Raw genomic sequence first — 26,243 nt, forward strand, 5'->3', positions numbered from 1 at the left:
ACACCTCATATATTCTCTACATTCGTATTTATTTTTTCTGCTTTTTGGAATGTGGAAAAGCAAATCATATATATAAAATAAGCCGTTGTACTGCCTATTATTAAAATCGAAATTGGGAATGAAATCAAAAGCAAATATGAACAATAAAGAATGACTAAGGACATTACTAAATTCATAGGTTTTAAGATAGCTAAATAAAAAGAGTTCTTAATGGTATGGAGCAAGCTGTTCTTATAATGGACCATGACCGGAAAAAGATAGATTGATACAATCGTATAGACCGATACCATTATTAATAGCAAGAACTTTAAGAGTACATTCCCTCCTACTAGATTGAAATCAAGATATAATGCTGCTCCTATAGCAGTCCATATAAAACCGATTAAACTGCTTTGGATAAAGTTTTCTTTAAATAACGCAAAATACGTTTTCAGCACTGGTGGTTCTTTCTCCATCTTCCACTTTCTTACAACACCAAACAATGCAGCTGTAGCTGGAAAGACTGTAATGACTGGCAAACACATAAGAAGCCATAGGAGGTTAAGTAAGACAAAATCTACTATTGTATTAAGTTTCTCATATAGTTTGCTATCCATAATATTCATTACTGCTCTCTCCTTTATGTTCAGCAACCTTTAATTTTTTTGCAGTGGTTTTTCTTTTCTATTCCTTAGTGCCAATAACACTGTTTGCCATGTCTGGGTATCATTCGTTCAAAGAGTCTTCATCATTAACCTTTAAGATAAGAGGGGCTCTGGGGCCGCCCCCCTATCTTAAATGGACTTATTTGCGTAAATAATCCAGATGCGCTATCATGACGGCGGCATATTCCTTAGAAATCTTTTTGCCTTTTTGTGCCTCGATTTCATTTAGGAATGATCCGATTGAATTTTGGTATGCCGGTGTACCTACGCTCTTTTGAATTGTTTTAACCTTTGCAAGCATGCTGGTTACAATTCCTCCACCCTCAATAGCTTCAATATCTCTGCCATGGAGGACAAGCTGTTCAAGCTGTTCATGCTTATATGGGTTGAATTTCATTACTTCAAACTCATTCAGTTCTACAATGGAGTCAACGCCATGGCTTACAGCAACTCTGATTTTATTCGTTTTGACTGGCTTAAAAATGACTTTATTCAGTTGTTTTTGGATTTCAGCGCTGGAGTATAGTACTTCTGTTTCTTTCCATACAGCTCCATCCCAATATTGGATTTGATAATCAGTTGGCAGCTTAATTTCAACGGCGTCTTCATTCAAGTAAAGATTTGATTCAAAAACAAACTGCTCCTCTTTAAAATCAATCTGGACCCAATCCTCTGTGTCTTTCGAACCTTTTGTAGTCCAGCCATTTCCTTCTTTTATGGAACCATCGATTGCTTCCCATACCTTATCTGCTGGAACCGTGAAGGTTTGCCATCTTTTTTCTTCATCTTTATGTCCTACCCCGTATCCTCCTGTTCCTGGGTTTTCAAACGAGTAATCGATCTGCCCTTTTGAGGTATAAAGCTTTAACCAGCCTGTTCCTAAGAAGGATTCATCTACCCAATTCCCACGAACATACTTACCGAATTTTTCACCCGAGCCAAGTTGTCTTGTCGGCCATCGGTAATGATCGCGCAGCCCATTTTCAGCAATAACTTCCTGTGTAATCGCAATGGCGTATTGTTTTCCTGGTTTTATTCCTTCATAATCAAATTTCACTTTCGTTTCTTTTCCAAAATTCATATCTGCCCTCTTCACCTTCACTTTGGAAAGTGCTTCTCCAGAAGGACGATTACTTTCAGTTTCATATAATTCTACACTTAAGTCACTAAGATCCGTTCCCTTTTGATTTATAAGGATGCCAACATCCTCAAGCACGACTTTTTGAGAAACCGAAGAACTAGCTTTTACAACTGGCATTGATTCACCAAATGAATTTCCTGCGATATTTTCCGTGTTGAAAACCTCAAATCCATAAATCGCAGTATAGGTTGGAATAATGTTGCCAGTATGATGTTTGACTACAACACGTAGTTTAGAAGTGTTTATTCGATCAAACATTACTCTATTTAAATTCCCTTTAGGCTGGTTAGAATCCTTTTCTTGATTTAATACTGTCTTCCATTTTGCGCCATCCCAATACTCTACCTGATAGTCTTCAGGCTTCCATAGCTTATCCTCAGCCTCTGTCCCGCTTGGATTCTGATAAAAATACAAATCCAGTCGATTGACTTCACGAGCTGTACCAAAATCTACACCATACCAATCCTGATCAACCTCTTCGTTCTGTCTGTATGTGCTCCAGACCGGCGTCAGACCGCCATTAAAAGTGTGACTTCCGCTAAGCGGTGCCCATTCTGATCCTTCTTCTGCAGAATAGGAATAAATTGGCTTAGGAAAGGCTGTTTTGTCTTTATTCATTGCCATATTTACAGATGGATCATCGATTTCGGATTTGATGAATTGCATTGCATCAATCCAAAACTCAGATACTCCACTTACACCAGGACCTTCTTCTATTGAAATATAGTTGAAGGTTTCCAAAGACGGATTTCCTGTCTTTTCAATCTGCCATAAACTACTCCCCTCAAACGGAATGACCAATTGTCTCCAGCCTGATCTTTGCTCGCTGACAGGTGCATGCAATTGCTCAAGATAAGCTGTTGTTGGTGTATATTTAATAAAGTTGTTTTCATCCTGATACAGGGTAACAACCGGCTTTTTATTCCAGGTATGCATCCCCTCTTCAGCGTTGTACTTAAACCAGAATGTTAAAGCCTCCTTATCACTAACATCCATGTTAAGATTTTTGCTCTTTGGATAAATAAGCTTATGATTCGTGCCAACTTCTGCATAGGCAAATATTGAACCCTTTCCCTTAATGAAATAGTTGTTATCATTCTTCAAACCTGCTGTTTCATTTACAATTTCCCAGTTATTCGGCTCTTCTGTCCCTATTTCTTGCCCTTTATCTGTCACGTACACATTGAGATATGCTAAATCTGCGAGCTTGCCATTGTTTACAGTCAAGCCAACACGATAGAATCCGGGGCTAGTATATTTATGTTTTACGACACTGCCGCCTTCAACGGTTCCATCCCCTAAATCCCATCGGTATCCTAGTTTAGTTCCATGGGGGTCAGTGCTTCCGGATCCATCCAAAACGACTTCTTCTCCCACCTCTACCGATACATCAGAAATAACTGCTTTTGCATCAGGGGCCTTATCCGCCATTGTCGCTTCTCTAATAAATACATCGCTGACGTTTGAATCTATGAAAATCGGTTCTCCATCGTTTCCAGAGATATCATTCCCGGCAATGTCCAGCCACTTCGCATTTTTTATATAAATTCCATGGCCTTTGTATCCCCTTGAATCGTTATGATTGTCATGGATTTTATTTTGCTGGATTACCCAGTGGTATGCAGGATAGTCACTGTTGTAGCGAATCGCTACACCTGGTCCGTTGTTATCATGGATATTGTTTCCAATCATCGTAAAATGGCTGCTGGCGCCATTGACAACAGCAATCCCTGCGTTCCCGAATGCCTCAGGAGCATTTTTTATTATCGTTCCATTAAAAGCTGCTTCATTTTCAATCAATACGGTATCATCGGAACCGCCTAGCCAGAAGCCATAGCTGGAGTAGTTCGCCTTATTCCTGACATAAGTGTTTCCAGGTGACCAGCTTTCAATTGCATTATTATTCGCATAGGAAGTATCATTTTCTTCAAAGTAGTTTCCAGTACTTACCCAGCCATTCAGGACCCGAATGAAAATGCCATCACCGCCATGGGTGAAGTCGTTGCGATACAGCTTGTTATCATTGGATCCTGATTCCATCAATAGACTAGTAGAATCTCTGGCATGGACTTCTCCTGGCGAAATTCGGATGCCATAGCTGAAATTATTATCACTGATCGTATTTTTAGAAGCATGCCACATTTTCAAGCTGACATTTGATGTATGTGAAAAATCATTTTGTTCCACTATGTTATTGTCACTGTGATGCAAGTTCAAGCCGTTCCATACATTATTTCCTTTGTTATAGGTAATCTTACTGTCTGTCACCTTTTCAAGCATGACTGCAGAGTAGGGCTCTCCATCTCCCCATCCAAAATCCGGATTTGTATAGTTATCTGAGAAGTCATTCTTTTTGATTGTCCAGTTGGAACCATTTTTAACATGTAATCCGTAATTGAATCCTTTCACTTTAATATTCTTTAGCGTGATGCCAGAGTACCCATCACTGAAAATGCCAGTGCCAGAAAAACTGTCCGGCCCTTTCGATTCCTCACCAGGACCTATTAAAGTTGCACCGTTCCCATCCACCGTTATATTATCTGAGCCTAAAGTAACGCCTAACCCGGTAGAAAAGTCATAGATGCCCGGTTTGAGGACTGTATTTTGTGTTATAATCATCCCAGGGGTAGGGACTACACCATCAGCGTTTGATACCGTTACAATTGCCCGTTGTGTGATATCAGAGCTGGTTGCAGTTATCGTGGCAGTTCCTTCCCCTATTCCTGTTACTACTCCGTTTTCCACTTTAGCCACTTCTTCGTTTTCACTTTTCCATGTTATTTCTGCCCCTTCAATTACATCACCGGTTTGATTCAGTGCTTTGGCGGTAACCGTTGCTGATTCACCAGTTTTCACATTTACATATTTAGGGTTTAATTCAATACTTGTAACGATTGAATGATCTTCCTTCGTTACATTTGTATATACCTTTAGCCAACCGTCTCCCAGGGATGATTCATCCACCCATGCCCCGCCGGCAAACTTTCCAAAAAACTCATTACTATTTACTTCCTTCGTCGGCCAGGAATAATTATGCATTGTCCCATTCTCAGATAATGTTTCCTGACTTAAGGCGATTGCGTATTTCTTTCCGCTCTCCAGCCCATCAAAGCCTATATCAACCTTAACTTCCTCATTAAAATTCACATTTGCAGGATTCACATTGACCGACTTTAATGGTTCCCCGTTTGGCTTGTTATTTTTGGTTCCGTATAGCTCAATAACCAGATCAGTCAAATCTCCAGCCCCTGCTTTTTCCCTTAAAAAGAAACCTGCCTGAAGCAATTCGCCATTTCCAGGCGCAGTAAAGGTTTGCCACCTTTTGACTTCATCGTTGGTTCCAAAAGTAAAGCCCCATGAATTGGGATTCTCATGAGATAGGTCGACTAATTTGTTCTCTCCGGTATTGGCTGATACATTGCCATAGGCAGGCAATAACAGAATGACAGCCATCAGGACCAGCATGAACCTTTTTAAATGCTTACCGTTTTTTAACATTACACCCTCTCCTTATTTTTATTGTTTGACTCCGTTAAACTTAAATGTTGATCCCGCAGGGACTTTGAAAAACTTCCTCGAATCTGCCCACGTACGATGGAAATGCGTTAGCATTTTCGGAGGAGTCTCGTACCTTCGATTCCCAATCAAAACGGTTTAAAAATCAACAATTGGCTTTGACGGAGCCTATGTTTAAGGGGGCAGGAATCCAGGTGCAACCCCGCCCCTTTAAAACCAAATTTAAGGACTATTTTAGATTTTCATCATAAAAATCCTGATAGGCTTCTATTACTTCTTTTCCGCCTGCAGCTTCCCATGCTTTCTTATATTCTCCCCATAGCTTTTCGACTTCCTTTTCATTTTTAGCTGTAATCATTTTCAGGAAATAGACAGCCTTGACGTTATTTTGGATCTTCGACCGTTTATCTTGAACTGAATCAATATATACAGCATGGAATGGATTTGGTTCATTGTAATAGGATCCATATTCCACGGCGGTCTTCCAGTTAAATTCCTTTTTAGCATCTTCATCACTTACAAACATCTTTACGTTTTTCAATGCCTCTTCAAAGGTTCCATACTCGGTTACAGGGATATAACCATGAACTGTAGTAAGGAATCCCCACCATAACGGGTGATCATAGCCATTTGCTTTTACATCGTAATCTTTCTCCCAGTTTTCCTTATTTCTGTCATACACTCCGTCAGCTGATATTTCTGTGTAATGACGGTCCTTTATACCTGGGACCAGCAATTCCCTTCCTTCCTTGCTATTGACAAATTCAATAAATTCAAGAGCTTTTTCTGGGTTCTTTGATGTTTTTGGAATACCAGCCATCATCCACCATGCAGAGCCCTGCAAAGGTACGAATTCATGCCCTTCAGCTACCACTGGAGGTACAAATGCAAGCTCCGCATTCGGGTCAACCTTCTGGATGTTTGTTTCGAATTCCGCAGTGCGAGAAGTCCAGATTGCTCCAGCCTTATTAGCATAAAGATATTTTGCATTTCCTTCGTCAACATTCTTCAGGTTAGGGAAATCTTTGTTCATTAGACCTTCTCTGTAAAGTTTATTAATAAAAGTAAAACCATCCTTTGTATTATCAGTTGTTTCGAGAGCCACAACGTTACCATCTTCAACTACATAGTCTTCGAAGAATCCGCCGAAGCTTCCTCCAAACCCATGCATGACACCGTCTAATTCTGCATAGTTGTCAACAGCAGGCATCGTTACTTGCAAGCCTATTGTGTCATCCTTACCGTTACCGTCGGGATCCTGTTCTTTAAAGGCTTTCAACACATCGTAGAACTCTTCCATTGTCTTAGGCATATCAAGGTTCAGTTTTTCAAGCCAGTCTTTTCGAATGAAAAGGGCTGTATCCTGTCCATGGTGGGAACCAGGAACGTAATATTTTTTTCCATCAACTTTCAAGCCTGCAAAACTTTCAGCATCCGTAATGGAGTTGATGAATGGGAATTTATCTTCTTTTCCTTTGATTAGTTCATCAATACTGTATACTAATCCATCTTCTGCCCATTGCATCCATGGGTTGGTCTGGAATTCCGCCTGGATGATATCAATCTCTTCTTTGGACTGCATCATTAGGTTGGTCTTTGTCGTTACTTGATCCCAAGGTGCAGTTACAATTTCAATATTTACATTCAGCCGCTTTCCAATTTCCTGAAATACTGGATCCTTATCTGTATCCAAAACATTTGCTGGTCGAAAAATCTTTAAAGTCACCTTTCCCTCACTTTTACCGCCTTGAGGATCATCCTTCCCAGCTTTGTCACTTCCTCCTAAACACCCGCTTAACATCATGACTCCCAGACAAAAAATAATTAAATAGCCCAGAGTTTTTTTCATCATGTTCCCCCCTTATATTAATTGTTTCATAACTCCCTATTCTTTAACGGAACCTAGCATAATCCCCTGAACAAAGTGTTTTTGAACAAAGGGATAAAAGATCAATACAGGGATTATGCTGATAATAATGATGGTGGCTTTGAGCATTTCCGGAACCTGCCTTGCAAGGCCTGTTGACATGAAGTTCTGAGAACTTAAAATCATATTTCTTAAAAACAGCGAGAGTGGATACATCTCCTGATCTGAAATAAAAAGCATAGCCAAAAACCAGTCATTCCAATAAAACACCGCATAGAACAGGATGATGGTCATGACAATCGGCTTCGAGGATGGAAGGACAATTTTAAAAAGAATCTGGAAATCATTACAACCATCCATTTTTGCCGATTCTTCAAGGCTTTCAGGCAATGAAGAAAAATAATTCATCATTAAGATTAAGTTAAAGGTATTAATCGCCATCGGGATGATCAGTGCCCATATTGAGTCACGTATCTGAAGAGAATTCACCAATACATATAACGGAACAATTCCTCCATTGAAGAACATCGTAAAGATCATAAAGATAAAGAGCTGCTTACGTCCTTTGAGGTTCTTTTTGGATAGCACATATGCTCCCATCGCTGTTAAGATCAGGCTCAACAGCACCCCCAACACGGTTACTGTTAAACTCACGGCCAATGACCTGAAAATTTGCTCATTGGTAAAGGCATACTTATAGGTTTCCAGAGAAAAGCTGTTAGGAATAATATGATAGATATCTTTATAGAATCCCTCTTGTGTGGATAATGATATAACCAATACGTACCAAAAAGGATAGATGGTAACTAAAGTAATAAATCCAAGTAATAGATAGTTAATGTAATCAAACAAATGAAATTTCTTTGTATGGCCTTTGGCAGGTCTATTTTTCAGCCCTTTATTGAAGTTAACAGGCATCTTGCTCTGACTGGTCGATTTTGTCGTTTCCATGGCATCACCTCTAATAGATTCCTTGATTGCCCATTCGTTTGGCTAAATAGTTTGCGATGATTAATAATCCAAAGCTGATTAAAGATTTGATTAAACCTGCTGCAGCCGGGATGCTTAAGTTTGTGGCATTGGTGAGGTTGCGGACTATGTAGGTATCGATGATGTCGGATGATTCAAAAACGACTGGATTATATAAGTTATAAACTTGGTCAAATCCCATCTGTAGAATATTTCCGATTTGAAGAATGAGCATGATTGCGATGACATTGCGGATACAAGGGATCGTTACATAAATAATTCTTTGGAATCTGTTAGCGCCATCAATTGTAGCGGCTTCATATAGAGTGGGATTAATTCCTGCTATGGCAGCAAGATAGATAATGGCACTCCACCCTATTTCCTTCCAGATTTCAGTGATGATCAGCATCGGACGGAAGTATTCATTTTCCAAAAAGAAATTGATCTGCTCAAATCCTAACTTCGTCAAAACCAAATTAATGACTCCTGAATCCAATGCTAGAATGGAGTTCAGAATCCCTGCTAATACAATCCAGGAAATGAAATGAGGCAAGTAAGTAATCGTTTGTACAAACTTTTTGAATTTCACATGGAAAATTTCATTAAGGAGAATGGCGAACAGGATGGGAATCGGGAATCCAAAAATGATTCTTAGAAAATTGATTACCATCGTGTTAGAAAATGCATCACGGAAATTAGGATCTTCAAGAAGAATCCAGAAATTATTTAAGCCAATGAACTCGCTGCCAAAATAGCCCCCGCTGAATGAATAATCTTGGAATGCCAGCACTAATCCATACATGGGAATATACATAAAAATTAAATACCAAAGAAGGACCGGCAGCATCATCAAATATAAAAACTTATTTTTTTTTAGATATATCCACATAATTGAATACGTTTCCCCCTCCCGCTAAAAATAAAATCCTTCTAAGCTTATATGGCATCACACCTATCTGTAACCGGTTACACATCCATAATACAAACTTCCTTTACAGAATGATTCTAATAGGAGATATGTAACCGGTTACATTTCTTTTATTAACATTTTATTTCTCGTTTTTATAAAAATACCCTTTAATTAATTTGAATATTTTAAATATTAGTAAATTTGTACTAGTCTTTATGATTCCTTTCTTAAAAACTCTTCTACTTCTTCCTTATTGGGAATTGAAATCTGCGCACCTTCTCGAGTGACAGCTATAGCTGCTGCGGCCGATGCATATTCCAATGCTGCATGTACCTTTTTTTCCAATAACCGATTGGTAACATATGCACCCACAAAGGTATCACCTGCTGCTGTAGTATCCTTTGAGGTCACTTTAAATGCTGGCATAGAAAACCGTTCGCCATATCTATCTCCATAAAAAACCCCATGTTTCCCCAAGGTGATGATCACCTCTTCCATACCTCGATTAATCAGCTGCTGGATGACTTTTAACAATTCTTCTTTTGTCGTTGGTTCGATTCCAGTTAAGGTTGCAGCTTCTGTTTCGTTAATGATCAGGACATCAATCAGTTCAAACACTTCATCCGTGACTTTTTTAGCCGGAGCCGCATTATAATACACTTTACAATTATTTTCTTTCGCCTTCTCCATTGTGTATATAGTGGCATCCCAATTAATTTCGTTTTGGACCAAAACCGCAGAAGGGAGCCCAGATGCTGCAAACAGCTTGTCAATATTCTCACTCGCTATTAAACCATTTGCACCTTCAGATAAAACAATATAATTCTCTCCGCTTTGATCTACTGTGATAAAAGCAAGGCCAGAATTCATGTTCTTTACCATTACATTTTCGATATTCACCTGGTAACCTCTTAAAGATTCAATGAGCGGTTTTCCAAATGCGTCACTTCCTACTGCCCCAAGCATATGGACTTCTGCCCCAGATAACGATGCAGCAACTGCCTGATTGGCTCCTTTCCCGCCACCGCTATAGAGAACCTTCCCGCTTTTAATGGTTTCTCCAGGCTTGGGGTGATTTTCTACATATGTGAAGATATCCATATTGATACTTCCTACTACAAGCAGTTTCATATTTGGCATACTAAGCATCCTAACTTTATTAGTTTCCGTTCCTGTTAACTTAACTGTTTTTATCCATTTTTCACATGTTCTCCAAGACCACTGATAACAGGGAGTTTTTATTCATCTACTAGTTTTCCAACCTTAACCGGCATACCTGAATGAATAGATTCCCTTATTGCCTCTAAAACGGCAATCGTTTTATATCCATCGACAACGTCTGGGAATGCTTTTTCATTTTGTGCCAGGCAACTCGCAAAATACTCGGTATAATTCACAAACTCACCGGCATGATGGTTGACGCCCTCAAATTGGAAATAATGATAAATATCTTCAAAATAGGATTCGACTCTCTCAGGCTCTCCCTCATATTTAATGATTGACTCTAATTGAGGATATTTAGCAATGAAGGTTCCTTTTGTACCATAGACACCTACTTCAATCCATGGACGAGTATGATGAGGATGCTCAAGACCATATAAACCTAGTACTCTGCCAATCCTCCCAGATTCAAACTTCAGGTTGATCATAAAGGTATCATTGCCTTGAAACTGTACTTGTTCCGCTATCAAGGATTTGCTGGCGTAGGCAAATACCTCATCCACATCCCCCATATACCAGCGAATTAAATCAACAGGGTGGGAACAACAGGCAAAAAGCAGGTCGAAACCGCCTTCACGGGCCCACCCTCTTGTTTTGTAAAACCATCTCATATCATGAACATACTGGGTCTCAACATAACTCAATTCTCCAAGCTTACCACTTTCAAATGCCTTTCTTTGGTGCTGCATCGGTCCAAAAAACCTGGAGCTCTGGCCAACTAGCAGTTGTTGATCTGGATATGCCTTTTTTAGTTCCAGAATCTCCCTTGCCTCAATTAAAGAATTCACAAGAGGTTTTGTGCAAATCACATGTTTACCAGCTTGAAAGGCGCTCTTAATATGTTGAAAATGGAGCTGATCAGGGGTGTAGATAGCAATGATGTCTATATCCTGTCTTCTCACCATTTCTTCATAATCAGAGTATCCATTTGGCCCTGCAAATTCATTTAGGGTTTTCTTAAGTACTTCTTGATTCACATCACAAACGGCAACAACCGATAATTCTGGATGGTTCTGCAAGCCCTTGATTAATCCCTTGCCTTCCCCTAAGCCTGCTACTCCAATTCGAAAGCTTTTGCCTATTCTATTATGGCGTCCATGTCCCTCCAAATCATTCACCTTCCTGCTTCTCTTCTACCAAACTTATTCTTTTCTTATATTTCCTTGGAAGTCTGTCCTTCATAGGCAGCATGTCAGGATACTTTGCATGAGGCTCAAGCTGGTACCAGTATGCTGTACTGGAATAATCATTCATCAACTTATTTGCATGACCGTGCTCAATGGTCACCTTGATTGACTTGGAAAATTGGATAGGATCCTCTATGTGAAAGCGGTACATCGAATTTTTTCCTCTCCATGGATTATCTTCATCACCTGAATTCAAGTTAATTCCAAAATACGGAGTACTAAATTCATCTCTTGGACAGAAGGCGGTATTAAAGTAATCCTCCGTTCCTGTCCCATGAATGGACGGGAATTCCTCACCGTCAATGAAAATCATATCATCGCCTTCTCCGTACCAATTGTTCTTCTCCTGGGCGAAACAGTCTATATTCAAATTACAGCCTACATAATGTCCGGTTCCCTCTGCTTCGAGGATGATGTAATTATCTTCCCCAGTTAAATTCGGCTGCTTCCAGAGAACATCCAGCAGATACCTCTGCCCCTCTGGAGTTGAGCCTAACGCTTCTGGGAGCGGCATTTCTGCCCCCCATGTCCCAGTGGCATTTTCCCTTCGCCATTGAGCATGAAAACGGCCTAAATCAGCTTCAAGTTTTTCGTACTCTTCATAATCAATATAAAAATAGAAATTCAGTTGTGATTCACATTCATTAATGATTTCTATTTTAGCTGAAGAACCATATGGCATTGAAAAGAAGCAATTAAATCCCCTGCCGTTATCTGGTGCCATAACAAGCGGGAGTGACCAAAAATCCTTACTCATGCCATGGCCCATGCCGAAGAAATCACCAATTGGCACTTCAACGCTCGGATGCTCCTCTCCATCCCAAAACATTCTTATTAACACTTTGCGAAGGAAGAACTCCTCACCTGATGGAGGAAACATGGTACACCATATATGTCTAATTGCTCCCGCTCCTTTGATGTCAGCTATCGTCCGTGTTTCACCCGACCCGATTTCATACCAATCGTAATTTCCTCCTGTCCGGTCAAAGCTGGATATCCTTCTTCTTTTACATTTTCGAATCCTGGCCAAATCAGCCAGTGTGCTGAATCCCATTCCCATCGATTTCACCTCTGTTTAGGAATCTAGTAAATATTTGATGATCGCTTCAAATAAATATAATCCTGCCGGGTTATGATTGATGCCTGATGGCTGTGCTCCCAATCCACCTTCAAAACGCAAAGTCGTCGCTATTAACTTCCCTTTGCCTATACTACGTTCAAATAAATAATTATTGAGTTCGAATGTTCGGGCATCTAAGCGGTCCATTATGGGCGCGCACTCATCTTTCCCCATGTTTTCAAAAGCAGTATCAGTCGCAATTCCATAAAAGACCATTCCGGTATGATCTTCATGCGGAAAAGTATTCATCACAGTATGAGAGTGAAATAATTGAATGGATTCTCTCCAGAAAGGCAGATGTTGGACTGGGAACTCGCCTTCCCCACGCTGGATATAAAACACTCTCCCTCCTTGTTCCAACAATTCATAGTGTTCTGGCTGCAGCAGGGTTGTAACAACCACTTTTGTTTCCTGTTTTCCGTCCGCTCCCTGGTTCATATCTGGTAATACTTTCTCCAATCCAGCCAATAAATGCAAAGGATCAGTTATAGTGATTTTTGAATAGTCGAGATTAAGTCTTTTTGGGAATATCCAAAATGGCCATTCATTCAAAACTTCTTCCCTGTCACTGGTTAATTTAACTTTGAAGAGAATTTTTGTCGGATGTTGTACTTCTGGCAAGATTACTTCTGCGATTCCAACCTCTTTTGCTTCACCAGGAGATAGATTAATATTTGATACTCCCCCAGATGCTAGAGTTTCATCGCGTCCTATAAGCTCCCAGTATAAATTTGCATTTGTGATTGCGTCTTGGTCGTAGTGAGAAATATATATGTGAGGTCTGAAGGTGTCATTAGAAGAATAATTATTTGGATCCCAGTTGATTAATCGGTCGCCTCCATTTACCCAGTTTCGGCGATTATCCCATGTTAATGAGATCACAGTACTATTGTTAAACTGTTTAAATGCGGCTGGTACATGGTTTGGTTCTCCAAAATCATTAAAAATTGAGCTCGTTGCAATAGGATTTCCTTTAATAGAGGTCAACACATACCCTGTTATCTTTTGATAGGAACGTACAAGTTCTAAAACTGCTTTTCTATAAACATAGGCACTTCGATTTGAGTTTTCAACGATATGCTGCGAGGAAAAAGGCAGGTTTAGCAGCTCCATTTTTGCTTCCTGGCGATACCAATGCCAGCGTTCCTCTTTTGAACCCGGGTTTTCAATCAGATCATCCTTTAACCACCATGGCAGCTCTCCATTATACTGCTTTCTGACAGCCTCGATATCCCGGAAAACATCGTAATCACAAAACTCACCAAAAACCCATGGCTTGTTTTCTCTCCATGATCCTGCAAACTGATTAATTAAATCTCGATAAAAATGGATGTCATTGTAAAAGTGATAATCGTAGAAATCCGCATATTCCTTTAACAGTCCTCCATAACACTCACCTGATCCGCTATTGTCACGAATAATGGCATTATTGGTCAGCCTTTTCACAAGCTGATATAGATCGGATAAGAAATCAGCATTGACAGAATGGTCAAGTTCACATCCCAAGGTCCAGAGGATGATGGATGGATGATTGCGAATTTCCCTGACGATCCGGTCATACTGATAAAATACTCGATTATACAAGTCTGAGGAAACCTGAGGAAGCCATAAAGGAAGCTCCTGCCAAATGAGGATGCCCATTTCGTCAGCAATCTCAAAATACTCTTTTGTAGGGACATATAAACAATGCTTTACAAGGTTAAATCCACTTTCCTTTACTTGTCTAAGCTCTTCCCTTATTTCATCTCTGGTTGGAATTGGCGCTATAGTCTCTGAATACCATCCCCAATGCAATACACCACGTAAATATAACGGATTTCCATTCAGATAAATATGATTTCCTTTGATATGTAACTCCCTCATGCCAAATCTTGTTTGGTCAGCGAAGATTTCCTGTTCACCCTTTAACACTTTGGTTTCCAGCCTATACTGCATAGGTTCTTCCGGATTCCATAATTGAATGTCGTTTTTCAGGTTAACTGTACAGGATTGACTCAACAGAAGCGGTTCTTCTGGTAGAAGGACTTCCTTTGTCACTGTATTTTCAAGTTCTCCGCTGGGATTGTATAGAGAAAATTGCAAAAGTATGTTTTGAGATATTCCTGCATGATTCTTGATATCAAATTCAATCACTATTTCTTCTTCTTGAATGTTCGGTTTTACAAATACATCTTCAATCTTTGCAGAAGGTTGTAATTTTACAGTCACTGGCTTCCATATACCGCCGAAAATTACTCCTACATCCGGAAAGAAACCAGCAAGACACTCTCGAACCGGGTATTTGTCTCCCTGCTTATAAACTTTGACCAGCAATTCATTTTCATTGGAAAAATCAATCGCTATGCTGATATCTAATTCAAAGCCATTCCATCCACCTTCATGCGATCCGATTTTTGTCCCATTTAGCCACGCCTCACTATAATAATTGACCCCTTCAAAATGAATGGCGACTGAACCTTCATTCCATCCTTCTGGTACCGTGAAAATTTTCCGGTACCAAACAGGTCCATCAGACTTTTTATCCCGTTCTGCTTGTTCCCAGCAGCCAGGAACAGAAATTTTAGACCATCTTCTAATCTTCGAAATCTCCTCATACTGTTCTACTGGTTTTGAAAAATCAATAAATACATCCCATTCTCCAGACAGGTTTATTTTTTTCTCCATGCCAAGCCTCCCATTTGTACGTGATTTTTATTTGTTGAATTTCTTTGTATCAATTTCACTGGTAATTCAAAAATTTTATTTTCATGTTCCTCGCCTTGAATCTTCTTGATTAGCACTTCGGTTGCCAATGCTCCCATTTCGTAAATTGGCTGAGCAATCGTTGTGATTCCTGGCTCCGTGTATTCTGTCAGCTGAATACCGTCAAAGCCACAAATTGCTATTTGCTCAGGAACTTTTATTCCCATTTGAAGTAATTCCTTCAATGCACCCAGTGCCATTAAATCATTACCGGCAAAGACACCATCAATATCCGCGTTGGACTGGAGCAGCCGCTTCATCGCTTCTCTCCCTCCTTTAATATCAAAGCCACCCTCTTCTATCAGGGACTCGCTGAACCAATCATAATCAGAAACCATATCGGTATAAGCTATCAATCTCTCATATGCTGGGTTAATGTTATCAGGGCCTGAAATATGCGCTATTTTTTTACAGCCTACCTCAAAAAGATGTTTGACTGCTAACTGGGCACCCTCCGAATTACGTGCCCGTACAATGCTGCAATTATTGCCAGTTAAAGGACGGTCTAGTAAAACCACCGGAATCTTTGCATTTTGGAGCTTTCTAATCGTTTCCTCCTCTACCGTGTTGGAAACAATAATTAAGCCATCAATGCTCTTTTTTTGCATGACATCTATATACGACTTTTCCTTTTTTTCAAGGTTGTCGGAATTGCCCAGAAAGACATTGAATTGATGCTGCTGGGCTATATCCTCAACGCCTCTGGCCAACTCCGGAAAGAACGGATTTGATATATCAGGAAGGATCAATGATATGGTTTTCATTGTCTTTCCTGCTAATCTCCTGGCAACTTGACTTGGTTCAAAACTTAACTCCTTCATGCTTTGCATGACAGTCTTTTCTGTCTCCTTGTTCACATAGCCGTTCTGGTTCAATACTCTAGAAACTGTTGCTACTGAAACACCTGCTAATTTTGCCACATCACGAATTGTCGCCATCAAATTCCCACCTTGTATGTAACCGGTTACATATTTCTTAAAAAAATAAAAAGTCTTTTTTTTCAATTATAAATAACTAAAACGCTAGATACAATTAAAATATTGACTTTTTAAAATATTCTGCTTTTAATTCTGATAATATGTATAAACTTCGAAAATAATTCAATAATTTTTTTATACCATTTAATGGATGGTGATTCTTTCTACTATGCGTATCATTGATACTTCATTCCACATTATACAATTCCATATGTTCAACTAAAGGATCAATCCATACTGTTGAATTATAAGGACGCATTCCTCTTACATCAACCTCATACCTGTAAAATAGGTCTGAATTTGTTTTTATATATAGAATTGGCAATTCTTTTTCGGGATCAATTAACATTAGTATTTCATCAGTATTTATTTGGTTTGAATCATTACGTACGTATATTGGCAAATCAATATTTTCCGAGAATTGTAAGTGTAAAAAGTAATTACTTATTGAGCCATCTGGGATCTGAAAGTATTTTTTTATTATGGGGTTTGTTTTTTCTATGGTGTCTTTCTTTAAATAATAAAAATTCGGGGTGATGTGTTCAGCAAAGATGAGGGAATGCAAGAGAGACAGTCCTTCTCCAGACTCAAAGTTTGAAGTGAAATTTTTCGTTATTAAGGTATAAGTGATAGCTTGCTTGGCTAAATCATTTTGATACTGCATAGGATCATGAAAGGGTGCATCGGCTAAAGCTGACTCTGCTTTTTCCTCCTCTAACACTTTTACCTTTTCATTAGATAGATTTAATTGCTCTTTAACACTTGATAATTCATGATTAAGTCGATTGATTTCTTTTTCGGATGTACATCCGCTTAATAATACGACAAACAAAAAAACGATAGCATTATTCAGCTTCACATTTCTCATGCTCCTTCGAAGGCAAAAATTCAATATATATTGTACTAAATATCGCATAATCAGTTATGGAAATAAACACCTTAATTATTTACAAGACTTGGTTAATTCTATTGATATTCCTGGATTCCGTAATATGTTAATGAAAGATTCGATGCGTAGTAAAATGTTGAGACACTAAAAGACATAAATTTCAGGGCAGCCTCCAAGCAAAAAGGATTGTTCCCTCTAAAGGTGATACATCCCCCAAAGGAATATCCAGTTTCGGAGCTGAAGGAAAATGCCGTTCCTGAACCAGTGTTATAAACCCCTATCTGAAAGATTCAATAAAGAACTCCTGTAAGTATAAAAGCAGTGCAATTTATTTAAATGCACTGCTTTTTATTTATGATTCAGTATTCATCAAACCCACCCAAAATACCGAACTGTTTGAGCAATGATGAAAGTAACACCTAAAGCGATGACTGTCGGAATGATAAAGGCCAGAAAAGTCCATTTTTTGCTTTTCGTTTCTTTGTAAATATTAATTAATGTCGTTCCGCATGGGTAGTGCAGCAGTGAAAATAGCATCATGTTTAACGCCGTCAGCCATGTCCAGTGATAATCGAGGAATATCTGTTTAATATTATCGATTCCACCAGTATCAATTAATTCACCTGTTGAAAGGTAACCCATTAACAGGACAGGTAACACAATCTCGTTTGCAGGCAATCCGATAATGAAGGCCATGATAATATAACCATCCAGCCCGATCATTTGACCCAGCGGTTCAAGGAATTGGACCATATGCATTAATATACTTATTCCATTAATATCGATATTTGCTAAAACCCAGGTCAGGATTCCAGCAGGGGCAGCAACCTTAACTGCTCGATTAAGCACTGAAACTGAATTGTTCAACGACGAACGAATAACCGTATCGAAGATTTTTGGCTTTCTATATGGCGGCAGCTCAAGCGTATAGTGGGTTGGAACACCTTTTAATACGGTTTTTGATAGAATCCAAGATACAGAGAACGTGACAATGATCCCAAATAATACGATGCCCACTATGACTGAGGTGGTTACTAGTAATTTTACCCCCCCAGTAAAATTAGCCGCCATGAACAGGGATGCCAGTAAAATCAATGTCCCCCATCGGCCATTACACGGTACGAAATTGTTTGTCAGGATTGCCAGAATCCTTTCCCTTGGTGATTCTATAATTCTCGTTGACATCATGGCTGCTGCATTGCAGCCAAATCCCATAGCCATGGTGAGGGATTGTTTTCCGTGAGCTCCTACAGTTTTGAATAGACGGTCCATATTAAATGCAACCCTAGGAAGATATCCATAATTCTCCAGAAGAGCGAAAGTCGGGAAAAAGATTGCCATCGGCGGGAGCATCACGCTTATAACCCAAGTGGTCCCCCTGTAAAACCCTAGCACTAATATCCCGTGCAGCCACTCAGGTGCATTCACCATGTTAAAAAGAATGGTAATATATCCTTCGAGCCAGCCGAAAAAATTAGCGAGCATAGAGGAAGGAATATTGGCACCGGCTATTGTCAAATAAAAAACAGCTCCAAGCATAAGAAGCATGATTGGAAATCCCCAAATTGGCGAAGTTAGTATAGCATCCAATCGCTCGGTCCGCTGGTCATGCTTCGTCTTTGAATATCTAACCCCTTCTGCAATAAATTGGCTGCTGTTCCGATAAAGCGCTTCTACAATCTTGTCACGTGTTTTTTCTGATGAGTATTGCTCAGCATGATCGAACAGAGTATTCAACATTTGCTGTTTTTCTAATGATGTATGCCCCATTAGCTTGAGACCTCCTTCTTAAGATGCCTTTGCATCAATTCCTCCAGCAGCTTTTTATCTCCATCTAAAAGTCTTAACGACAGCCATCTGGCAGGCACATTATCCCCGAAAACCCTTTGGACCTTTGGTAAAAGACTATGAATCTTTTCTTCTGTTTCATCATCATAGGTAATTTTCAAAGGCGAACATGGAATTGCCCCGGTTATCACTCTTTCAATTGTATCCAGAAGCAGAGGAAGACCTGTTTTGTTTCGGGCAGATATTTTGATAACAGGCACTCCCAGGCGTCTCATCAAAATTTTCTCATTAATTTTAATGCCCATTTTTTCAGCCTCATCAATTAAATTGATGCATACAATCACTTTTTCAGTCAGTTCCATTACCTGCAGGGCTAAATTCATATTCCTCTCTAGGGCAGTCGCATCTAAAACAACTATGGTGAGATCTGGTTTTTCAAAAATGATATAATTGCGCGCTGATTCCTCATCCAGTGAATTGGTAAACAATGAATACGTACCTGGCAGGTCAATCATGGAATAGGACTTTCCTTTAAATAAAAACGAGCCTTCTTTAATATCAACCGTTTTACCTGCCCAATTTCCTGTATGCTGTTTTAAACCAGTCAATGTATTAAACAAAGTACTCTTGCCGGTGTTTGGGTTTCCTGCCAGCGCAATCCGATATCGCTCAGCCATTGTTAACCAGCTCCCCTTCAATATTGATACTTTCTTCTTTTCTTAATGCGATGGACGTACTGCACACTCGAAAAGCAATAGGGTCACCAAGTGGACTTTTTCTTATAACCTCTACAATAGCGCCAGGCACGAAACCGAGATCAAGCAATCTTCTTCGCATGGTTCCTTCTAGAGTTAGATTCAAAATTTTTATAAAGTCACCTTTTCGACCTTCAAACAATGTCATCATATTAGTCCCAGCCATCTTTTTTTCCTCCACACTATAGTTTTTACCTAGTGCAACTTTTTGTTTTATTATATGTACAGATGTTCATATTGTCAAAAATTTTTTAATATAGTTTTTTCTACTGACAAAAGAAATTCACTATTCCAAGCTCAATAAAGATACAGTAAAAAAAGCCTGCAAAAATTTAAGCAAGCTTTTTCAGGATCCTTTAAGGTGCGTCGATAAAAAATTTTAGAATGAAGATCAGGAGAACTAGGAGATTTTGTAGATTAATTTCACCTGGAAATACTTCAACTTTGCATACAATTTTAGTTGCCTCCACCCTTTGTTATATAATATAATAAACATTAATTAATCTGTTATATAACAATTTTATATTTTATAAAAAATTAATCAATATAAGAGGAGGAAGAAGCAAATGAACAAATCAGATTCCATAGCAAGAAGGATCCTTGGCTGGAAGTTAAATAGGTGGGACCGCTGGTATGATTATGACAAAGGTGTTTTTATCAATGATTGCGATTTTCAACCGGAGCAAAATCTTGACCATGCTTTGATGGTTGCAGAAAAATTAGAAGATCTAGGTTACAAATTCAGGGCTGATGGGGATTCTGAAGTTTGGTTTAATGACGTCCGTGCAACAGGCGAAACTTTGGCACAGGCGATTACGAATGCTGCATATTCCATCATTGAGAATACCTCAGTCGTTAATAGTTCTACTTTATGGCGTAAATTGTGTTAGACCATCAAACTCTCAAGAAAAAAGCTGTAAAACCAAGCGGTTTTACAGCTTTTTTTCTTGTTTATTCCCGCTCCCTAATTGCTTCATCCTTCCCTGCCAGCCAAAATGCGGCAGCGATGGACCCGATGATAACGACAAAAGGAGCATAGAACATTAAAAATTCATCCATGTTTATACCTCCTATGCATGGTCATTTCTTTTGCCCCGGACATAATCCTTGTTAAACAAGAACAGGCGCAGAAGCAAATATAATGATGGAAGCAGCAGCCCCAGTCCAGCTACAAAAGCGATAATCAGAGCGATGGCCATCGCTTCATTCGTGAAACTGTCATAGATCGTCAGGTATGGATAAAGCAGATATGGATAATGGGAGATGCCATAGGCGAAAAAAGCAATCAGGAATTGTCCTGTTAAAAGTCCGAACGCCACACCATAAGCCTTCCCCTTCCCAACCAAATAAACAGTTCCTGCGAATAAGATAAACGAGATTGCGAACAGCCACCAAAAGTCCATTAAGCGGCTGTAATGTGCAGGATTATGGTCCTTAAGCTCAACGATGATTCCTGTAGCAGTAACAATCGTAGGCACAGACCAGGTTAATGCATAGTTCCGAAGCAGCTCCGTTGCGGGTTTGTCCTGAGCTTTATTTGCATACCATGTTAAAAATACAGCTGAAATATACAGAACAGCAGCCAAACTAAGAACAACAATACTCCAGGTCAGCGGGCTGGTGAACAAGGCCCAGTAATCCAGTTCAAGTCCTGATACTTTCTCACTGACAAAGCCGCCCTCCGAAATCGTCAGAACAATGGACAAAGAAGCTGGGATGAACAAACCAGAAAGTCCATATAAATAGGTGTATCTTTTATGCTCGAGCCCTCCATAGGTCGTAAAAGCGTAATACGCTCCGCGGATGGCAAGCAAAACAACTCCAATGCTCGCTGGGACCAGAAGAATCGTGCCATAATAATAGGCCGTTTTCGGAAAGAAACCGACAATTCCTACGAAAAAGAAGACGAGAAACACATTCGTCACTTCCCACACTGGAGAAAGGTATCGCTGAATGATCCGCGTTAGAATATGCTGTTTCCCTCTGAATAAGCTGTATGCATTAAAAAAACCAGCACCAAAGTCAATCGAGGCGACGATGACATACCCAAACAGAAAGAGCCAAAGGACCGAAATTCCGATAATCTCAAGTGTCATCGCATTTCACCTTCCCTCTCCAAATCCCTGTCAGCGAGCTCCTGTTCCACCGTGTTTTTGCGGAACATTCTAGTCAGCACGACCACACTTCCGATTCCCAAAATAAGATATAGTCCAGCGAACATGAGCAGCATGGTGTCTACGTGGCCGCTTGTTGTTGCGGCTTCTTCTGTTCGCAATATGCCGCGGAGAATCCATGGCTGGCGTCCAACTTCAGCAAACCACCAACCCAGCTCGATGGCGAGAATCGACAGCGGACCACCGAGGACGAGAAGCCAACGAAACCATCTGGCGTGTATAAAACACATTTTAAACCAAACTCCCAGCACATAGAGAAGTGATAAGCCTGTCAGCCACATGCCTATCGTAACCATGCTGTCGAAGAGGTAATGGATATATAGTGGCGGAATTTCATCGTCCTCAAACTGATCAAGTCCAATGACTTCTGCTCTCGGATTGCTGTGAGCTAATATACTGAGTGCATATGGCACTTTTATTGCATATTTAACCACTCCGTCATCCAGCACACCATATAGCATTAATGGCGCCCCTTCATGCGTTTCGAAATGCCACTCTGCAGCTGCTAGTTTTTCAGGCTGATATTCAGCCAGGTATTTTCCCGAAAAATCGCCGATCATAGCCGCAGCGATTGAAAATACAAGTCCGATTTTCAAAGTTAGAAACAAAGCCTTCTTATGGTAAACATGATTTGATCCCTTAAGAAGCCTATAAGCACCAATCGATGCTAACACAAACGCAGATGTCATATAGGCTGTTGCCAGAACGTGAGCTACCTTTGTTGGCATAGCTGGATTGAACATCGCTAAAACGGGATTGATATTCACGAGCTGACCATTCACAAGATCAAAGCCCTGTGGCGCATTCATAAAGGCATTCACAATGGTGATGAACACAGCTGAAAACGAAGCTCCAATTGCGACAGGAATCAGAAGGAGCAAATGTTTTTTCTGGTTCTCAAATCGATCCCAAGTATATAAATAGATTCCTAAGAATATCGCTTCAAAGAAAAATGCGAATGTTTCCATGAAAAGCGGAAGCGCAATTACGTTTCCAGCCAGCTCCATAAAGTTCGGCCATAGTAAAGACAACTGAAGGCCGATTGCCGTCCCGGTCACAACTCCGACTGCAACGGTAATGACGAAACCCCGCGTCCATCTCCGTGCCATTAATATATAATGTTCATCCTGTTTTTTGATTCCGACCCATTGAGCAATCATGATCATGAGCGGGATGCCCACCCCTATGGTTGCGTAAATGATATGGAATGATAACGTCAGCTCGGTTAAGATTCGGCTGAAAAAGACCGATTCTTCATTTCCCATTTAACATTCTCCTTTTCTAACCTGCAATAATACGGCCAATGAAAGACAGCCCCATGATTGCTGCCACAATAAAGGCCAGCCAAATTAACATTCGTTCCTGTTTTTTGTACACACACTCACCTCTTAAGGTTAGATTGCTCACAAAATCACAAATCGACCTCCACCAAACCCATACTTAATGTTATACATAATAGTAATACCAATAAAATGTGAGAGAACGATGATATGTAATACTCTTTCTCCTTACTTATTCCCATTTCCCAGTAAGTTAAAACGATGGATCATGGTATGCAAAATTGTTTTACAGGATTAGCCATGATAAAAAAGTTTCAACAGTTTAAAAAATAGGTAAAACAAACTAGAGAAAATATTTTAAAGGGAGATATTATGACAACAAGAATATTCACAGCACTCATTTTAGTGACTTTATTTTTAACAAATACAATAGAGTCATCAGCACTTGCTAAAAACGATAACCAAGTCGTTTTGATTTCCTTCGACGGTATGAGAAACGACCTGACTAGAAGATATATAAAGGATGGAAAACTCCCAAATATTGAAAAAGTAGTAAAAAACGGTTCGATGGCAAAACATGCGACTACAGTCAGTCCCTCGTTAACTGCTCCGTCACATGCAGCCATAGCGACTGGGGCACCCCCGTTAAAAACTTCAATTGTAAGTAACGTATGGCAGGAGCCTGACAAGGCTTTAACGAACAAACAGGATGCTTTTATGAGCAAACTGGACGTTGATCCATTGTGGATTGAGGCGAAAAAACAGGGAAAAACTACGGCGACAGTTGCCTTTGCAGGAGCTAATCCAAAGACTGGAAAACAAGGTGACTATACCGTTTATTATGGAGATACATGGTCTCCCAGCAAGGAAGAGAAACTTAGATTCATTGAAGCTGCTAATTGGAAAAACACTCCTCACAGCTATAGCCCTCTAAAGGAATCTTCTTTTCAGATTAAAGTCAAGGATGGCAAAGATCAAACTCTTCATGTATTGGCCTACGACTCTACCAATGACCAGAGGGAAAATTACAATCAGTTTATCCTTTCAGAGAACAAGGAGCTGAAGGAAGATACTAAGGGAGTTAAAAGTGATGATTGGGGATCTCTTAGTTTAAGAGTACAAGATCATCAAATATCAGGTTTTTGGTTCAGGTTTGCTTCAGGAAACCCGGGACTGCAAAATGAAACAAAGCTGTATAGGACAGCCGTGACCTCCGGGGAAATTGATGGCCCGGAAGGCTTCAGTCAAACCATCCGCGAGAGATTTGGAGTCTTTCCAGCTCAGGATGACGATATTGCACTGGAAAAAGGGTGGATTAGCAGAAAAGAATATGAGGATATAGCGGAGCGCTTTGTTAATTGGGTGACAGACGTTTCTCTATTTATTAAAGAGGAATACGATCCGGATCTTCTGATGTTCTACGCCCCTCAAATCGACCACCAGGAGCACTTGTACCTGCTGACAGACCCAAGACAGCCAGGGTATACACCTGAAAAATCGAAGCAATATATGAAAAAAATAGAGTGGGCCTACAAAGTAGCAGATAAGGTAGTCGGAGAAACCGCTAAGTCACTGGAGGACAATGAAAACTTATTCATTGTTTCGGATCACGGGATGGAGCCTGCCCATTCCATTATTGAGCCGAACAAAGTATTAAAAGACAAGGGTTTACTTGTTGAAACGGCTGATGGTAAGGTAGACACGAAAAAATCGAAAGCGATTGCCATTCCAAGCGGATCGGCAGCACACATTTATATCAACCTCCAATCCCGTGAAAAATACGGTATTGTACCACAAAGTGAGTATGAGCAAGTTAGAGAAGAAATCATAAATGCCTTCAAGGAAGTTAAAGTGGAGAGGAATGTAAAAGGAAGAGTGGTAACCCATCATCTGCAAGAGATGTGGACGAGCATTTGGAATGAAGGTCTCTCCCTTGTTTCCTTAGAAGAAAATACAAAGGATCTATACAGTCATGTTTTCAAAACTGATAGTTATCCTTACGAGGAAGTAAAGCGTTTGAGTGAAAAAGGAAAGCCTGACATGGAAGACAACCATTCAGGTGATGTACTTGTAATGGCAGCGCCAGGCTACATCATGGGAAACGGCATGGCTCACGTTGCTGAACCTGCTATTGATTTAGGCACACATGGCGGCAACCCCGAACGTGAGAAGCTAAAAGCTGTCTTTTTTGGAATGGGACCTGACTTTCCTAAACATGAGAATTTAAAGCCGATTTCCAACCTGGACATCGCACCGACTGTTTATGAAATTTTAGGGCTGGAAACACCAAAATTCGTCGAAGGAAAAAGCATTGCTGAACTGACCGATAAATAACGAGAAGCCTGCTATCGCCGGAAGGCTGGCAGGTTTTTTTACTATTATTTTATGATCAGTTTTGAGCACCTGCCATGGCAGGAAAGTGTCTTTCCTGGTATCTTTGGAACACCCATATAACAGTAGTGACCCAAAAACCGCTCGCTAGATAGCCTGCAATCACATCGCTTGGATAATGAACCCCCAAATAAATCCTGCTTGCCCCAATCGCTGTTATCATAAAACCGCTGAAAAGAATGACGGCCACTCTTCCTGCTGGCGTTGGAACATGCCGCCACAATAGGAATGCCAGGATGCTATAAAACGAAAAAGCATTCATCGCGTGCCCGCTTGGAAAGCTATATCCGCCTATCTCAATCAGCCGATGCAAATCAGGACGAGCTCTTTCGAAATAAAGTTTCAATAATCTATTCAACATCGGCGTACAGAATACAACAGCCAGGTAAATTAATATTTCCAATCTATGCTTAAGCACTTTTAGCAGGAAGAACAAGACAAAGAGTGAAAGAACCGCTATGAATCGAATGGTTCCAATAATAGTAAAGAATTTCATTACCCTAGTCAGCCAGGCTGTTTCAGTACTCTGGATGAACGAAATTATGTACCCATCAATGCGCACTATATGATTCGCGCGTACCAAGAATGATACGGCAATGAATCCTGCTAAAGAAACTAAAAAACCAATCACAAGCTGACTATTCAACTTCATGTTGGTCCTCCCCTTTAATC

Annotated in this window: 20 protein-coding genes; 2 read left to right on the plus strand and 18 right to left on the minus strand. The window is 40.0% G+C overall.

Going from position 1 to position 26,243, the window contains the following annotated elements; genetic code table 11:
- Positions 1 to 5 precede the first annotated feature (5 nt).
- The 14 genes from V7201_RS06520 to V7201_RS06585 all read right to left on the minus strand — a co-directional run bounded on the left by V7201_RS06520 (position 6) and on the right by V7201_RS06585 (position 19,892).
- Complete coding sequence (locus tag V7201_RS06520) at positions 6 to 605, minus strand: YesL family protein (RefSeq protein ID WP_335375983.1); 600 nt, start codon at positions 603 to 605, stop codon at positions 6 to 8.
- A 178-nt stretch (positions 606 to 783) separates the two neighbouring features.
- Positions 784 to 5,283, minus strand: coding sequence for a right-handed parallel beta-helix repeat-containing protein (locus V7201_RS06525; RefSeq protein WP_335375984.1), 4,500 nt, complete (start codon positions 5,281 to 5,283; stop codon positions 784 to 786).
- A gap of 247 nt (positions 5,284 to 5,530) precedes the next feature.
- The gene (locus V7201_RS06530; RefSeq protein WP_335375985.1) at positions 5,531 to 7,153 is read right to left on the minus strand and encodes an extracellular solute-binding protein; all 1,623 of its coding nucleotides are present in this window, start codon (positions 7,151 to 7,153) and stop codon (positions 5,531 to 5,533) included.
- A 33-nt stretch (positions 7,154 to 7,186) separates the two neighbouring features.
- Positions 7,187 to 8,119 (minus strand): carbohydrate ABC transporter permease, encoded by a 933-nt coding sequence (locus V7201_RS06535; protein ID WP_335375986.1) that lies wholly within the window; start codon positions 8,117 to 8,119, stop codon positions 7,187 to 7,189.
- Positions 8,120 to 8,129: 10 nt separating this feature from the next.
- Positions 8,130 to 9,026 (minus strand): ABC transporter permease, encoded by an 897-nt coding sequence (locus V7201_RS06540; RefSeq protein WP_335375987.1) that lies wholly within the window; start codon positions 9,024 to 9,026, stop codon positions 8,130 to 8,132.
- A gap of 234 nt (positions 9,027 to 9,260) precedes the next feature.
- The gene (locus V7201_RS06545) at positions 9,261 to 10,187 is read right to left on the minus strand and encodes a ribokinase (RefSeq protein WP_335375988.1); all 927 of its coding nucleotides are present in this window, start codon (positions 10,185 to 10,187) and stop codon (positions 9,261 to 9,263) included.
- Positions 10,188 to 10,285: 98 nt separating this feature from the next.
- The gene (locus tag V7201_RS06550; protein WP_335375989.1) at positions 10,286 to 11,386 is read right to left on the minus strand and encodes a Gfo/Idh/MocA family protein; all 1,101 of its coding nucleotides are present in this window, start codon (positions 11,384 to 11,386) and stop codon (positions 10,286 to 10,288) included.
- Positions 11,379 to 12,515, minus strand: coding sequence for a glycoside hydrolase family 172 protein (locus V7201_RS06555; protein ID WP_335375990.1), 1,137 nt, complete (start codon positions 12,513 to 12,515; stop codon positions 11,379 to 11,381). Before V7201_RS06555 ends, V7201_RS06550 begins: the two co-directional genes overlap by 8 nt.
- 15 nt (positions 12,516 to 12,530) lie before the next feature.
- On the minus strand, positions 12,531 to 15,239 hold the full coding sequence (locus V7201_RS06560; RefSeq protein WP_335375991.1) for a glycoside hydrolase family 2 protein: 2,709 nt from the start codon (positions 15,237 to 15,239) through the stop codon (positions 12,531 to 12,533).
- The gene (locus V7201_RS06565; RefSeq protein WP_335375992.1) at positions 15,224 to 16,255 is read right to left on the minus strand and encodes a LacI family DNA-binding transcriptional regulator; all 1,032 of its coding nucleotides are present in this window, start codon (positions 16,253 to 16,255) and stop codon (positions 15,224 to 15,226) included. Before V7201_RS06565 ends, V7201_RS06560 begins: the two co-directional genes overlap by 16 nt.
- Before the next feature lie 226 nt (positions 16,256 to 16,481).
- Complete coding sequence (locus V7201_RS06570; protein ID WP_335375993.1) at positions 16,482 to 17,153, minus strand: hypothetical protein; 672 nt, start codon at positions 17,151 to 17,153, stop codon at positions 16,482 to 16,484.
- Positions 17,154 to 17,552: 399 nt separating this feature from the next.
- A complete protein-coding gene (locus V7201_RS06575; RefSeq protein WP_438825023.1) occupies positions 17,553 to 18,953 on the minus strand; it encodes a nucleoside recognition domain-containing protein in 1,401 nt (466 codons plus the stop codon).
- Positions 18,953 to 19,648: a FeoB small GTPase domain-containing protein gene (locus V7201_RS06580; protein ID WP_335375994.1), complete on the minus strand. Its 696-nt coding sequence runs from the start codon at positions 19,646 to 19,648 to the stop codon at positions 18,953 to 18,955. Before V7201_RS06580 ends, V7201_RS06575 begins: the two co-directional genes overlap by 1 nt.
- Positions 19,641 to 19,892 (minus strand): FeoA family protein, encoded by a 252-nt coding sequence (locus V7201_RS06585; protein WP_335375995.1) that lies wholly within the window; start codon positions 19,890 to 19,892, stop codon positions 19,641 to 19,643. The genes V7201_RS06580 and V7201_RS06585 overlap by 8 nt, the downstream gene beginning before the upstream one ends.
- Positions 19,893 to 20,292: 400 nt before the next feature.
- Between V7201_RS06585 and V7201_RS06590 the strand changes: the two genes are divergently transcribed.
- Positions 20,293 to 20,616 (plus strand): BC1872 family protein, encoded by a 324-nt coding sequence (locus V7201_RS06590; RefSeq protein WP_335375996.1) that lies wholly within the window; start codon positions 20,293 to 20,295, stop codon positions 20,614 to 20,616.
- Positions 20,617 to 20,677: 61 nt separating this feature from the next.
- Here the strand turns inward: V7201_RS06590 and cydS are convergent, their stop codons facing one another.
- From cydS to V7201_RS06600, 3 genes are read right to left on the minus strand one after another with little or no spacing between them, the layout of a single operon-like run.
- Entirely contained in the window at positions 20,678 to 20,785 is a 108-nt protein-coding gene (gene cydS / locus V7201_RS23185) for a cytochrome bd oxidase small subunit CydS (RefSeq protein ID WP_438825024.1), read from the minus strand.
- An 11-nt stretch (positions 20,786 to 20,796) separates the two neighbouring features.
- Positions 20,797 to 21,822, minus strand: coding sequence for a cytochrome d ubiquinol oxidase subunit II (locus tag V7201_RS06595; protein ID WP_335375997.1), 1,026 nt, complete (start codon positions 21,820 to 21,822; stop codon positions 20,797 to 20,799).
- Positions 21,819 to 23,165 (minus strand): cytochrome ubiquinol oxidase subunit I, encoded by a 1,347-nt coding sequence (locus V7201_RS06600; protein ID WP_335375998.1) that lies wholly within the window; start codon positions 23,163 to 23,165, stop codon positions 21,819 to 21,821. The genes V7201_RS06595 and V7201_RS06600 overlap by 4 nt, the downstream gene beginning before the upstream one ends.
- A gap of 387 nt (positions 23,166 to 23,552) precedes the next feature.
- Between V7201_RS06600 and V7201_RS06605 the strand changes: the two genes are divergently transcribed.
- Positions 23,553 to 25,514, plus strand: a complete 1,962-nt coding sequence (locus V7201_RS06605) for an alkaline phosphatase family protein (protein ID WP_335375999.1) — start codon at positions 23,553 to 23,555, stop codon at positions 25,512 to 25,514.
- A gap of 55 nt (positions 25,515 to 25,569) precedes the next feature.
- Here the strand turns inward: V7201_RS06605 and V7201_RS06610 are convergent, their stop codons facing one another.
- Positions 25,570 to 26,223, minus strand: a complete 654-nt coding sequence (locus tag V7201_RS06610) for a phosphatase PAP2 family protein (protein ID WP_335376000.1) — start codon at positions 26,221 to 26,223, stop codon at positions 25,570 to 25,572.
- Positions 26,224 to 26,243 lie beyond the last annotated feature (20 nt).

It is taken from the genome of Bacillus sp. JJ1122, assembly GCF_036964885.1.
Lineage (GTDB): Bacteria > Bacillota > Bacilli > Bacillales > Cytobacillaceae > Mesobacillus.